We start from the raw sequence: 13538 nt of genomic DNA on the forward strand, positions 1-13538 counted from the left end.
GGCTGAGCGGACGTTCTCCGCTCCGATCAGTCTAGATCACTTCACGGCGTTGCGGAAACGGCTTCGGAGCAGCCGCGGGAAGAAGGTCCATGGCATGGCGGGGCTTCAGTGCGCCGTGCCGGTGGGGGGCGGGGTCATCGCCAGCTGGTTGTTGAGGAACCGGACGATGCCGGCCAGCTGGTCTCGCGGCAGGACGAAGCCGACGGGACCGAAGCTCGGGTGGTAGAAGGCAAACAATGCGCCGCCGCTCGGGTAGGCCTGGATATGCCAGCTCGTGTTGGCGGCGATGCTGACGGTGGCGCCGGTCAGGCTCGGCGTGGGCTGGCCCTGAACCATCTGCCGCCGAGCCTCGCCCAGATGGGCGATCAGGCGCGTGATCTCGTCCAGGGTCAGATCGATGGGATGCGACGCATCGCCGGCGGGCAGGAGGGCGGCGGTCTTGCCGTCGGCGGCGATGCGCACTCCGATCTCTGCATGGGGCATGATTGTCCAACCTTCGACCGTACCTTCCGAAAATCATGGCACGGCGGCAGGGTCCCCGCACCCTACCCGGGAGGGTGAGACGATTCGACTCAAGGCCTGGCCGGAACACGCGGCGGATGGCCGGTGCGATGCGAACGTCCGTCAGTTCCAGACGTCGACGACGATTCGCTCCTCGACGGGAACCACGTCCGAGGGGGCGCGGGTGATGAAGGTGCCGCGGCATGCGGTCGTCGTCGCGTAGACCGGGGCGCGGTGGGTGTCGACTCCGACCATGTAGTTGGTCGTGTACCAGACGTCGCCGCCCGAATAGGTGGTCGTCTTCGTGACGAAGGAGTAGCCGACCTCGGTCGGGCTGATGCGCACGACCGTCTGCGGCGCGCCGTAGGCCCTGATCGGCTCGGAGATCGGCCGGCCGATATAGTCGCTGCAGGACATGACCAGCGCCCCTTGCGGGGGATAGGCGCACCCGACGGTCGGCAATGCCAGTCCGGCGACGACAGCCAGCTTCTTCACGAAAACCTCCTTCACGCGGCCCCGCCGCGCGCGATGCCGGCGCCCGAAGGGCGTGGCGACCGCGTCCGAGAGGGCCAGGGATGCATCCGGGTGAGAATAGACTGCGTCGGTTGCCGGAGGATTGCACCCGCTGCAGGTCGCACGAAGAAAGGCCCGGCGCGATGGCCGGGCCTTGCCGATGGAGGGGTGCGAGGATGCGCTCAGTTGAACTTGTAGTTCACGCCGGCGCGGAGCACGCCGAATTCCGTGTCCCGGCGAACGCTGCCGGCGGTGCCGCCCACGTAGTTGCTGCGCGTGTCGAGGTTCACGTAGAGGCCCTCGACCTTGGCGGAGATGTTGTTCGTCACCGCGTACTCGACGCCGCCGCCGACGGTCCAGCCGCCGTTGGTGTTGTCGTCGCGGCGGTAGCCGAGCAGCGGATCGACGGCGGCGTTGCCGCCGATGTCGCCATAGGCGAAGCCGCCGGTCCCGTAGACGAGGGCCCGGTCGAAGGCCACGCCGGCGCGGGCGCGGATGGTGCCGAAGAAGCCGTCGGACTGTCCGGGGAAATAGATCCGGCCATAGGACGCGCCCTTGTTGCCGACGGCCGCGTACTGAATGTCCGTCTCGGCGCCGAGCACGAACATGCCGAACTGGTAATTGTAGCCGAGCTGGCCGCCGCCGACGAAGCCGCCGCTCTTGCCGCCGCCCACATAGCCGAAGGCGGGGTCATAGTAGCGGCTGGTGCCGGTGTTCCAGCCATAGCCGGCGTTCGCGCCCACATAGAAGCCGGTCCAGGTGAAGACGGGCGCCGCGCTGTAGACCGGAGCCGGCGAGTAGCGGGACGGCAGGTCGGCGGCCTGGGCGAGGGTGGCCATGCCGGTCAGGGCGACGGTTCCGGTCAGCAGTCGAAGGAGAGAGGTACGCATCACTTTTTCCGTGCTTGAGGATCAAAAGCGCAGGTCTTGAAGCCTGTCGGCCGGAAAATAGGATGCGGGGAAAGAACGATGCAATAGTCTATCAAATATGACCTGAGACTATGCTTTCCAATCGGTGAACGTTTACTTTTCATGAACCATGACGCGCGGGGAAAGCTTGACCGCAACGGGCCGTTCGGGTGCAGATCGGTCGACCCGACGGCCCTCGGGCCCGAAGCGAGAGACAAAGAGACCTTGGCCCCGCCGCTCCGGCGGGGCCTTTTCGTCGTGACCGCGGTCCGACCGGGTTCAGGCGGGGGCGGAAAGTAAGCCCAAGGCGCGCCGGGCAATCGTGTCCACGTCGGCGCTCATCGGCAGTTGCGCGGGATCGAGGTCGGAGACGGGGATCCATCGCGCCTCCAGCGCGTCGTCCCCGGCCGCGGGCTCTCCGGAGATCCAGAGGCACCGGACCGCGATCAGGATGTAGTGGTGGTGCAGGCGGCCGTCCTCATCCCTGTCCAGGACATCGAGGGTCGCGAGCACGTCACCGGCTTCGGCCTCGACGGAGGTTTCCTCGAGGAGTTCCCGCCGGGCGGCGGCGGCGACCGTCTCGCCGTACTCGATCTTGCCGCCGGGAAATCCCCACAGGCCCGCATCGGGCGGGTGGGCGCGCCGCACGAGCAGCACGTGGCCCTCGCGCAGGACGACGGCGATCACCGCAGGAATCGGAAAGGCCCGGCCGGTCATGGCCGAGCCTTAATGCATCTGACGGCAGCGGGAAACCGGCATCGTGACGGACGCCTGCCCGGGCGCGTCAGCGGGTGCGGTCAGCCATCACGGTCTGGAAGGGCTCGAAGCTCCTGTGGAACAGGCGCGCCGTCGCCTCGGCGATGTCCTTCCAGTGCGCGGCGGCCACCTCACAGGCCTGCCGTGCGCCCGTCGCCTGGACGCGCAGGGCCTCGGTCGGATGCGAAGCCTCCAGGGCCGAGCGCCACAGGTCGATGGCCGCCTCGCTCTGGTCCCGCACGGCCGCGATGATCCTGTCGTTGATCTCCAGGGCGCCATGGGCGGTCGCCAGCACGGACTGGCCCATGGCCTGCCGCAGCGCGTCCGCGCCTTCCTGGCCGAAACGGGAGAACTGCATCGGCTCCGCCGCCACTCCGCCGTCGGCCTGACGCGCCCCGTTCACGGCCTCGGAGGCCGGGGAGGGAGACTCGATTGCGCTCTGCGCCGTCTCGAGGGCCAGCTCCGGCCCGGACTTCGGGGCAGTTTGCTTCCTGGCACGCGGGGTGCCCGCTTTCTTCGCTTCGGCCATGGCCACGTCCTCGTTTGGTGGCGGATCTTACTTCTTGCTGGAAGACGGCTGCTTCATGGCCGCCTGGGCCACCGCGCCGAGATCGCGCATCTGCGCCTGCATGGACTCGATCTGCGAGCGAACGAATTCCGCCTGATACTGCATCGCTTCCTGGACGTTCTTCGCCCGCACCATCTTCTGGGCGAGGTCGAAGGCGGCCGCGATGTTCTGCTCGGCGTAGGAGAAGGTCTTGCGGGTCACGTCCTTGACGCTCGCCTGGGCGGTGGTCGCCGACCCTTCGAAGGTGTCCACCGTCTTCTGCGCGGCGCCGAGGAAGCCGTCCATGGCCTTGCGGGCCTGTTCGACGCTCTTCTCGGCGAAGTCGCGCATCTCCTCGGGAATTTCGTAACCGGTCGTCTGGTTCGCCATGGATCGCTCCTGTCTGAGGCTCTTGTGCGGTGCAATATCACATTGTGCACTGCAAAATCAAGGCCGAGCCTGTTCGTTAAGGTTATCACGAAGTAAAGATATTTAGGAGTTCTGGCGCGGGTGCCATTGGCCGATAATGCAGAGCATGGCCACACCCGTGGCTTCTGGTCGATGGGAGAGGGGGCGACACCGTTCATGACGGATGCGCCGAACCGTTTCGAACGATTGCTGGCGCGGCTTGCCGCCGACCCGGCGCTGGCCTCGCTCGCCAGGCCGGGCACGGCCGTCCTGGTCTGGGACGAATCGGGCAGCCGTCTCCTGTGGGCGTCTCCGGCGGCGGCGGGCCTGCGCCGCGCGCTCGCCGACGAGACAGGCGCCGTGTCCCCGCTTCTCAGGGCCCGCCACCGGCTCAGGGCGCTGGGAGGCGGTCTGGCACCTCGCACGGGCACCAGGCTGGAGCGCCTCCGGCTCGACCCGGCCGGGCTGTCGCCTCCGGTGACCTGCGCCTGCCGCCTCGCGGACCTGGAGGGCGGGGAGACGGTTCTGGTCACCGTCGCCATCGGGCCGATCCCCAAGATCTACGGGCTCGGCGCATCGCCGGCCCCATCCCTGTCCGATCCGGCCCAGGCCGGAGCGGAACCGTCGGTCGGAGAGCGGCCCCTTCCGGCGCCGGGGCGGCGGAGCCTCATCCGTTTCGTCTGGCGTTGCGATCCCGCGACCCGTTTCCTCGAAGTCTCTCCCGGCCTTGCCGAGGCCGTCGGGCCAGAGGCCTCCCGCATCGTCGGCCTCACCTGGGACGAGGTGGCAGGATCGGTGGCCGAGGATCCCGCAGGGGAGGTCGCGGCGCTGTTCGCCCGGCGGGAGACCTGGAGCGGCCGCACGGTTTTCTGGAACATCGACGGCTCCGGCCGGCAGGTCCCGGTCGATTGGGCGGGCATGCCCGTCTTCGGGCCGGGGCGCGAGCTCCTCGGTTTCCGCGGCTTCGGGCTCGCGCGCATGGACGCGGTCCGGGAGCGGGCGGTTCCCGCCTCGCCGGATGAGGGTGCGAACGGGCCCGTCCCGACGGACGGCGGAGAGGGCGAAACGGCGCGGGATCCGCAGCCTCTTCCCTCCACCACTCGGGCCGAGGACGCGCAGGCTCCTGACGAGCGCCTCTTCGAGCGCCTGCGGGAGACCGTCGCGGCCACCTTGGCCGAGATCGGAACCGGCGAGAATGCGCCGCAGACGGATCCCTCCCCGCGAGATGCCGCGTCCTCCCCGCGCCCGGAGGCGGCGACGGGACTCTCGAATGCGGAGCGCAATGCCTTCCGCGAGATCGCCCGCGCCCTCGGCGCACGATTCGATGGCGAGGAGCCGCCGCGCGACCATGCGAAGGCGCCTGCGGACGAGGTGCGGCCGGACGGGGACGAGGCCGCGCCGGCGCCGCCGACCGGCGCGGAAGGGGACCGGGTCCTCGACCGTCTGCCCATCGGCGTGCTCGTCCATCGGGGCGAGGAGATCCTGTTCGCCAACCGCTGCCTGCTCGACCTCACGGGCTTCGAGACCGGCGCCGCTCTCGCGAAAGGCGGCGTGGCCGGGCTCTTCGGAGACTCCTCCATTCTCGAAGGCAGGGAAGGGGAGGGCGCGCCGCCGGCGGTCACGACGCGCCAGGGCGAGCGCATTCCCGTCGAGGTGCGCCAGGCAGAGGCCGAGTGGGCCGGCGCACCCGCGGGCCTCATGACGATCCGCAAGGCCCGGGAGCCGATGTCCCGGGACGGCGAGACGGACCGGCGCCTGTCCCTCATGGAGGCGGAGCTGCGCCAGCGCGAGAGCCGCGTGCACGAGCTCGAATCCATCCTCGATACGGCCACGGACGGCGTGATCGTCCTCGACGAGACGGGACGCATCGTGTCCCTCAACCGCTCCGCCGAGGCCCTGTTCGGCTACGACCAGAGCGAGGTGGCGGGCGATGCGATCACGGTTCTCCTCTCCCCGGAGAGCCACATCGTCGCCCTCGACTATCTCGAAAGCCTGCGCTCTCCGGGCGTGCAGAGCCTGCTCAACGACGGCCGCGAAGTGCAGGGGCGCGTGCGGCAGGGCGGCACCATTCCCCTGTTCATGACCATGGGCCGGGTGCATGACGGGCCCGTGCGGAAATTCTGCGCGGTCCTGCGCGACATCACCGCCTTCAAGAAGGCGGAGGGCGAGCTCGTGGGAGCGAAGCGCGCGGCGGAGGAGGCGAGCGCCCAGAAGTCCGACCTGCTCGCCAAGATCAGTCACGAGATCCGCACGCCTCTCAACGCCATTCTCGGCTTCGCCGAGGTCATGCTGGAGGAGCGGTTCGGGCCTGTCGGCAACGATCGCTACAAGGAATATCTCAAGGACATCCACGCCTCCGGGGCTCATGTCATCAGCCTGGTGAACGACCTGCTCGACCTCGCCAAGGTCGAGGCCGGGCGCATGGAGCTCGCCTTCACGAGCGTGAGCCTCAACGAGCTCGTCCTGGCCTGCGTGGCCCTCCTGCAGCCCCAGGCGGCACGGGAGCGCATCGTCATGCGCACCAGCTTCCCGGCGAAGCTGCCGCCGGTGGTGGCGGATGAGCGCTCCATGCGCCAGATCGTGCTGAACCTCGTCTCCAACGCCATCAAGTTCACCGATGCGGGCGGGCAGGTGATCGTGTCCACGGCCCTGACGGACCGGGGCGAGGTGGCGTTCCGGGTCCGCGATACCGGCATCGGCATGACGGAGAAGGAGATCCAGGCGGCCCTCGAGCCGTTCCGGCAGCTGGCGACCGCGCGCAGGCGCGGCGGCACGGGGCTCGGCCTGCCTCTCACCAAGGCCCTGGTCGAGGCGAACCGCGGCGCCCTTCAGATTTCGAGCAGCCCGAACGAGGGCACCCTCGTCGAGGTCCTCTTCCCGCCGACGCGGGTGCTGGCCGGGTGACGGGCAGGCCCGCTCCTCTCGTCCTGGGCCTCGCGAGGCCCGACGCGGGCGAAGCGCCGCCTCCGCCCGCGTAACCCTTCATGGACGTCATGACCGTGTCACAGGAAGAACACCCCCTGATGCGCGCTCTCGAACCCGCCGACGCGGAGGCCTATCGGGCTCTGCGGCTGCAGGCCCTCGCCAACGCGCCGGAGGCCTTCGGCGCGAGCTACGAGGAGGAGGCCGGGCAGACTCTCGACGGGATCCGCGCCAGGATCGGCGGGCACAGTGCCAACCGGATCTTCGGCGCATGGTCGTCCGGGCGGCTGGTGGGCATGGCGGGCTTCGCCGCGCGGGAGCGCCTGAAGAGTCGTCACAAAGGGATCATGTGGGGCGTCTATGTCCGGCCCGACTGGCGCGGACGGGGGCTCGGCGAGGCTCTGGTGCGGCAGGTGATCGACCACGCGGCCCTGCACGTGGTCGTGCTCGAGGCCGCGGTCGGCCTGCACAACGAAAGCGCCCGCCGCACCTACCACAAGCTCGGCTTCCGCCCCTACGGCATCGAGCGCAAGGCTCTGCGCGTCGGGAACGTCTTCTACGACGAAGAGCTCCTCTTCATCGACTTTTCCGACGCGGCGCGCTGAGGAGAGGGCCCGAAGGTCCGCGTCAGCGGCCCGGACGGCCGCGAAAGCGAAAACCGGTTCCCACTTTCTCCGAAAATGCACTAGGTCTTGTTGGCCCTCTCCACGAGACGAAGGAATTCCCATGTCCACCTATCGCCTCGACAAGCTGTTCTCGCCCCGCTCCGTGGCGGTGGTCGGCGCGAGCCCGCGTTCCGGCTCCCTGGGCCTCACCTTTCTGCGCAACCTCGTGGAGGGCGGCTTCGCCGGCGCCATCCATCCGGTCAATCCGCACCATCGCGAGATCGAGGGGCGCACATGCTATCCCTCCATCGCCAGGCTTCCCGAGGCGCCGGACGTCGTCGTCGTCGCGGTGCCTCCGTCGAGCGTTCCCGCCGTGATCGAGGAAGCGGGCCGGTGCGGCGTGGCGGCGGCGGTGATCGCGACGTCCGGGCTCGGCTACGGGCCGGGCTCCCTCTCCGAGAAGGTCCGCCTCACGGCGCGGCGCTACGGTCTTCGTCTCGTGGGGCCGAACTGTATCGGGGTCATCGCTCCGCGGGCGCGGCTCAATGCGAGCTTCGCGGCCCGCAGCGCCCTGCCGGGCGATCTCGCGCTGGTGTCCCAGTCCGGCGCGGTCGCCGCCGGCCTCGTGGAGTGGGCGGCCCAGCGCCAGGTGGGCTTCTCCGCCATCGTCTCGCTCGGCGACAAGATCGACGTCGACTTCAGCGACTGCCTGGATTTCTTCTCGGGCGACGCCGGGACCCGCGCGATCCTCCTCTACATCGAGTCCATCGACAACGCGAAGAAGTTCATGTCCGCGGCGCGCGCCGCGGCGCGCACCAAGCCCGTGGTGGCCATCAAGGCGGGGCGGCATGCGCAGGGCGCCCGCGCCGCGGCGACCCACACGGGCGCCATGGCAGGCTCCGACGCGGTGTACGAGGCCGCCTTCCGGCGCGCCGGCGTGCTGCGCGTGCTCGATCTCGACCAGCTGTTCGCCGCGGCGGAAACGTTGGGCCGGCAGAAACCCTTCCCCGGAAAGCGCCTCGCCATCCTGACGAACGGAGGCGGCGTCGGCGTCCTGGCGGTCGACCGTCTCGTCGATCTCGGCGGGACCCTGGCCGGTCTCTCGGAGGAGACGCGCCGCAGGCTCGACGCGGTGCTTCCTCCCACCTGGTCGCGCTCCAACCCGGTGGACATCATCGGCGACGCCGATCCGGAGCGATACGCCGCGGCCCTCGAAAGCCTCCTCTCCGACCCGGACAACGACGCGATCCTCATCCTCAACGTGCCGACCGCCGTAACCAACGCGCCCAACGCCGCCGCGGCCGTGGCCGACACCGTCAGGCGCAGCCGCGCCGGAGGTTTCGCGCAGAAGCCGGTCTTCGCCGCCTGGATCGGCGAGGACGCGGAATCGGCGCGCGTGTTCGAGGAGCTGCGCATCCCGCACTTCGCGACCGAGGCGGATGCGGTCCGCGGCTTCATGCAGCTCGTCCGTTACCGCGAGGCGCAGACCGAGCTCATGGAGACGCCGGACAGCCTGCCGCACGACTTCGCGCCGGACACCGCCGCGGCCCAGGCGATTGTCAGAGGCGTCCTCGACCAGAACCGCCACTGGCTCGACCCGCTGGAGGTGAACGCCCTGCTCAGGGCCTACGACATTCCGGCCGCGCCCGTCCATCTGGCGACGACGCCCGACGAGGCGGCGGAGGTCGCGCGTCCGATCATCGCGGAGGGCGGCACCGTCGCGGTGAAGATCCTCTCGCCCGACATCGTGCACAAGTCCGACATCGGGGGCGTCAAGCTCGACCTCACCACGGAGGAGGCGGTGAGGAGGGCGGCCATGGACATCTTCGAGCGGGCGGCGCGGCTGCGGCCCGACGCGGCCGTGAAGGGGGTCACGGTGCAGCCCATGGTGCGCCGGGCCAAGGCGCGGGAGCTGATCGTGGGCCTCGCGGACGACCCCTCCTTCGGCCCCATCGTGCTGTTCGGGCGCGGGGGCACGGCGGTCGAGGTCATCAACGACAAGGCGCTCGCCCTTCCGCCCCTCGATCTCAAGCTCGCCCACGACCTGATCGCGCGCACCCGTGTCTCGCGGATCCTCAAGGGCTACCGCGACGTGCCTGCGGCGGACGAGCGGGCCATCGCCCTCGTTCTCGTGAAGCTCGCGCAGCTCGCCGCCGACCTGCCGGACATCCGCGAGATCGACATCAACCCACTCCTGGCCGACCAGGACGGGGTGATCGCCGTGGATGCCCGCATCGCCGTCATGGCCGAGACCCGCAAGGGCAGGGGGCATCCCCGCTTTGCCGTGCGTCCCTATCCCAAGGAGTGGGAGCGCACGGTCGTTCTGCGCAACGGCCGGGAGGCCTTCGTGCGGCCGGTGAGGCCGGAGGACGAGGCGGAGTTCCGCCGCTTCTTCGAGCGGGTGACGCCGGAGGATCTGCGTCTGCGCTTCTTCGCGCCGGTGCGCGACTTCAGCCACACCTTCCTCGCGCGCCTCACCCAGCTCGACTATGCCCGCGCCATCGCCTTCGTCGCCTTCGACCGGGAGACCGGCGAGATGATGGGCGCGGTGCGGCTCCACGCGGACGCGAACCACGAAACCGGCGAATACGGGATTCTGCTGCGGTCGGATCTGAAGGGGATCGGGCTCGGCTGGAGCCTGATGCGCATGATGATCGAGTGGGCGAGGGTCGAGGGGCTGCGCGTCGTCGAGGGGCAGGTGCTGCGCGAGAACGTCACCATGCTCGACATGTGCCGCCAGCTCGGATTCTCGATCCGCATCGATCCCGACGATCCGGAGCTTCGCATCGTGACGCTGCCGGTCGGGGACGTTGCGGACATGGAGCTGATTCCGACCTGACCCGGAGCGGCCGGATCATCTTCCGGCCGCACCTCGCATCGATCCGCCCGCGCCGAGAAACTACAGAGGACCCGACAGGATGGACCTGAGATCGCCTTTGAAATCTTCGGGCGCAATCCAGACGATGTTGGCGATCCGCCACCCCTTGGCGGTCTTGACGAGGTCGTACCGGATCTTCGCCGGCTGACCCAGATTCCGGAACGACGCGACCGCCTGCGCCGTCTCGGCGTCCTGGGAAACGATCTCGATCCCGAGACCTTTGATCTCGAAATCCTGCCCGGCGGTGAACGGATCGAAGCCGATGCGTCCCACCTCGCCCTTGGATTCCCGCACATCCCGCAGGATCAGCTTCGTCATGGCGGGATCGAAGTAGAGACTGGCCCTGTTGCCGCGCCAGTCCAGGCCCATGGCTCCGGGGCCCGAATACTTCTTGTAGATCGACAGAAGAAACTGCCGGGGACCGTCGTCCGCCGCGCCCGGCCTGCCCGACAGAACCGTGAGGGCGAGCAGAGCCAGCATGACGGCGAGAAGCAGGCGGCCCGTTGGGAAGAGGCGATTTTCGAGCGAACGCATGGATGACCGTCCCCATTGGCGCAGGTTGCAAAGGCGCGCTTACATGAGCATCTCGCATGCCGCGTGGGAAGCCTTCGTGGGGGAGGAAACGTTCGACATGCGGCCCCGCGCCCTTTCGGCAGCCTCATGAGGCGGATGCCCGCCTTTCTCTAAGCTGTCCCGGGCACGAGGATGAAGCCGGGACGCGCCGCGCGAAGGCCGAACACGGCGCACACGGCGGCGATGGAAAGGAAGAACACCACCGGGCCGTCCGTGCCGTTGCCCACGGAACGCAGGACGCTCACCGCGAAGGGCCCGACGGACGCGCCGAGATAGCCGATGCTCTGCGACATGCCCGAGAGGGTCGCCGCCGCCTCCGGCGAGGGCGAGCGGAGGGAGATGAACAGGAGCGCGAGGCCGAACAGGCCGCCCTGGCCGAGGCCGAGCACGAGAGCCGACGCGACGCCCGCGCCCATGGGCGCGTAGAGCAGGCCCATGAAGCCGGCGGCGGTTGCGCCGAGCACCAGGATCACCAGGACCGCGGGCGGAACCCGCCGGGATGCCAGGGAGGGCACGAGCAGGGCGGTGACGGTCTGCGCCACGATCGAGACCGACGTGACGAGGCCTGCCTCCGCGACGCCATAGCCGCGGTCCCGCAGCAATGTCGGGAGCCAGCCGAGGACGATGAAGGCGAGCCCTGCCTGGAGCCCCATGAAGGCTGTCACGTTCCAGGCGGTCCTGTCGCGCAGGAGGGCGGAGAAGTGCGGCAGCCGGGCCATCCGGCCCGCGCGGCCCGAAATCAGGGCCAGGCCGCTCCAGGCGAGGGCCGTGACGAGGGCCGGCGCGGACCAGACCGCGAGGGCGGAGGTCCAGGTGCCGGCGGTCCAGGCGAGGGACGGCGTCAGGCCCGCCGCGCTCGCGCCGCCGACGCTCATGGCCATGGTGTAGAGCCCGGTCGCGAGCCCGGCCCGTTCGGGAAAGTCGCGGCGGATCGCGACCGGCAGCAGAACGCCGGCCATGCCTATGGCCGCGCCGGATATGAGGGTGCTGGCGAGGAGACCCAGGCTCGAGGCCTGGAGGCGCAGGGCGAGGCCTGCGGACAGGGCGAGGAGCAGCGAGGCTATGGCGCGCTCGAGGCCCAGCCGTGCCGCGAGCCAGGGCGCGAGCGGCCCGAAGATCCCGAAGCACAGGACGGGTGCCGTGGTGATGAAGCCGACCCAGAGACGCCCCACGGCGAGATCCCGCTCCACGTCGGGGAGCAGCGTGGCGAGGCTCGTCAGCGCCGGGCGCATGTTGAAGGCGCCGAGGAGCAGGCAGAGACCCATGAGCGGCAGGAGCCTTGCCAGGGACCTGTCCCGCCTCGTTGGATGCGCCGCGACGGAGGGCGCCTGTTCGATCTCGAAGGAGCTCACGGGAGCAAACCTCGCCTTGCGCGGCAACCGGTGCGGCGGCCGCGGTCAATGGTTCCTGCGTCGGGGATCCGGAAGGGGGCGCGGCCCTCCTTCCGCGCGGTCAGTGTTCGATCTGGTCGGTCGCCCGCACGTGGCCCCAGAACATCCTGGGGGTTTCGAGCATGAAGCGGAAACCCGTGCGGTCGAGCATCGCCTCCGTCTCGCGCTGCGCATCGTCGAGCACCTCGTCCTCGTCGACGAAAACGGCCCTGCGGTCCTTCAGCGCGATGCGGCCGTCGACGATCACGGTGTCGACGTCGTTGCCGTTGGCGAAATAGATGAGCCGGAACACGGGCATGTTGAGGGGATAGAGATGCGGCCTGCGCAGGTCGAGCAGCACCACGTCCGCCTTCTTGCCCGTCTCGAGGGATCCGATCTCCTTCTCCATCCCGAGGGCTCGGGCGGCGTCGATGGTGCACATCTCCAGCACGCGGCCCGGCGGCAGCCAGGTGGGATCCCGGAAATGCCTGCGGTGATAATGCATGCACTGCTGCATGTGGCGGAACATGTCGCCCGAGCGATCCGGCGCGGTCGCATCCGAGCCCAGGCAGACATTGGCACCCGCTTCGAGCAGTTCCGGCACGGGGCAGCGCCCCAGGATCGAGGCGATGGCGCTTGGGTTGTGGGCGATGTGGGTGCCCGTGTCCGCGACGATGCGGATCTCCTCGTCCGTCAGGTCGGTGGCGTGGGAGAGGAGCGCGTTGGGGCCCAGAATCCCGAGTTCCTTCGCATAGGCGACGCTGCCCTTGTTGTGCCCGTCCTGCGTGAAGACGAGGCCCGCCTCGCGGGCAAGGTCCGCGGTCATGCATGCCTGCCGGCGCGCCTCCTCCAGAGTGCCGGCTCCGAGCTGCTCGACGTGCTCGGGACGCAGGGTCGGGGTGATGAGGGCGATGTTGAGGCGCCCGCCATGGCTGCCGTGCCAGTTCGCGATCAGCGTCTTGCAGGTCTCGAACTGCTCCTCGAACGTGACCGGCCGCTCCACCGCCTTGCCGTCGACGAAGCGGGCATAGGTGCGCGGATGCGGCGGCCGCGTCGGACCGACCGCGACCACGGACCGGGTTCCGACCTCGCGCACGCCCTCGCAATGGGCGTCGCCGTAGACCGGCTCGTCGGTGCGCAGAATGGTGTCTCCGCCGCCGAGGAGCGAGACGCCGGTGGTCACGCCGAAGCGCAGGCGCTCCAGAGCCGCCAGTCTCGCCTCCGCGCGCCAGAACTCGGGCGTCGAGGCGACCGTGTAGGCCTTCTCGCACGCCTCGTACCATTGCTGCCCGTCGCCGCCGCCCATGGTCTTGATGAATCCGTGGCCCGCGTGGGCATGGCCGTCGATCAGGCCCGGCATGACGATCTTGCGGCTGGCGTCGATCACGGTCGGGGCCCGATGCTGCGCCAGAACCTCCTCCGTCGTGCCGACGGCGACGATCCTGTCCCTCTCGATCGCGACCGCCCCGTCCTCGATGACGCGCCGCTTCGGGTCCATCGTGACGACGATGCCGTGGGTGATGATGATGTCGGCCATGGAATGCGATGCTCCGGTCG

Annotated in this window: 12 protein-coding genes; 3 read left to right on the forward strand and 9 right to left on the reverse strand. The window is 69.5% G+C overall.

Features of this window, described 5'->3' with window-relative positions; translation table 11 throughout:
- Positions 1-105: 105 nt before the first annotated feature.
- The 6 genes from GDR74_RS05155 to GDR74_RS05180 form a co-directional block, all read right to left on the reverse strand.
- Positions 106-483, reverse strand: coding sequence for a hypothetical protein (locus GDR74_RS05155; protein ID WP_152585295.1), 378 nt, complete (start codon positions 481-483; stop codon positions 106-108).
- 141 nt (positions 484-624) lie between these two features.
- Positions 625-996 (reverse strand): hypothetical protein, encoded by a 372-nt coding sequence (locus tag GDR74_RS05160; protein WP_152585296.1) that lies wholly within the window; start codon positions 994-996, stop codon positions 625-627.
- 200 nt (positions 997-1196) lie between these two features.
- Positions 1197-1904 carry an outer membrane protein gene (locus tag GDR74_RS05165; protein ID WP_152585297.1) on the reverse strand — a complete coding sequence of 236 codons (708 nt, stop codon included), beginning with the start codon at positions 1902-1904 and terminating at the stop codon, positions 1197-1199.
- A 297-nt stretch (positions 1905-2201) separates the two neighbouring features.
- On the reverse strand, positions 2202-2639 hold the full coding sequence (locus tag GDR74_RS05170; RefSeq protein WP_152585298.1) for an NUDIX hydrolase: 438 nt from the start codon (positions 2637-2639) through the stop codon (positions 2202-2204).
- A 67-nt stretch (positions 2640-2706) separates the two neighbouring features.
- Positions 2707-3207: a phasin family protein gene (locus GDR74_RS05175; protein ID WP_152585299.1), complete on the reverse strand. Its 501-nt coding sequence runs from the start codon at positions 3205-3207 to the stop codon at positions 2707-2709.
- Between the two features lie 27 nt (positions 3208-3234).
- Positions 3235-3615, reverse strand: coding sequence for a phasin (locus GDR74_RS05180; protein WP_152585300.1), 381 nt, complete (start codon positions 3613-3615; stop codon positions 3235-3237).
- Positions 3616-3810: 195 nt separating this feature from the next.
- Here GDR74_RS05180 and GDR74_RS05185 point away from each other — a divergent pair, with 195 nt between their 5' ends.
- The 3 genes from GDR74_RS05185 (at position 3811) to GDR74_RS05195 (ending at position 9999) form a co-directional block, all read left to right on the forward strand.
- Positions 3811-6537 (forward strand): PAS domain-containing sensor histidine kinase, encoded by a 2727-nt coding sequence (locus GDR74_RS05185; RefSeq protein WP_152585301.1) that lies wholly within the window; start codon positions 3811-3813, stop codon positions 6535-6537.
- A 119-nt stretch (positions 6538-6656) separates the two neighbouring features.
- Positions 6657-7160, forward strand: coding sequence for a GNAT family N-acetyltransferase (locus GDR74_RS05190; protein WP_152585302.1), 504 nt, complete (start codon positions 6657-6659; stop codon positions 7158-7160).
- Between the two features lie 121 nt (positions 7161-7281).
- Positions 7282-9999: a bifunctional acetate--CoA ligase family protein/GNAT family N-acetyltransferase gene (locus GDR74_RS05195; RefSeq protein ID WP_152585303.1), complete on the forward strand. Its 2718-nt coding sequence runs from the start codon at positions 7282-7284 to the stop codon at positions 9997-9999.
- A gap of 60 nt (positions 10000-10059) precedes the next feature.
- Here the strand turns inward: GDR74_RS05195 and GDR74_RS05200 are convergent, their stop codons facing one another.
- The 3 genes from GDR74_RS05200 to GDR74_RS05210 form a co-directional block, all read right to left on the reverse strand.
- Positions 10060-10572 (reverse strand): hypothetical protein, encoded by a 513-nt coding sequence (locus GDR74_RS05200; protein ID WP_152585304.1) that lies wholly within the window; start codon positions 10570-10572, stop codon positions 10060-10062.
- 149 nt (positions 10573-10721) lie between these two features.
- A complete protein-coding gene (locus GDR74_RS05205; RefSeq protein WP_152585305.1) occupies positions 10722-11963 on the reverse strand; it encodes an MFS transporter in 1242 nt (413 codons plus the stop codon).
- A 100-nt stretch (positions 11964-12063) separates the two neighbouring features.
- Positions 12064-13518 carry an amidohydrolase family protein gene (locus GDR74_RS05210; RefSeq protein WP_152585306.1) on the reverse strand — a complete coding sequence of 485 codons (1455 nt, stop codon included), beginning with the start codon at positions 13516-13518 and terminating at the stop codon, positions 12064-12066.
- Between the last annotated feature and the right edge of the window lie 20 nt (positions 13519-13538).

This window comes from Microvirga thermotolerans (assembly GCF_009363855.1).
GTDB classification, from domain to species: Bacteria; Pseudomonadota; Alphaproteobacteria; order Rhizobiales; family Beijerinckiaceae; genus Microvirga; species Microvirga thermotolerans.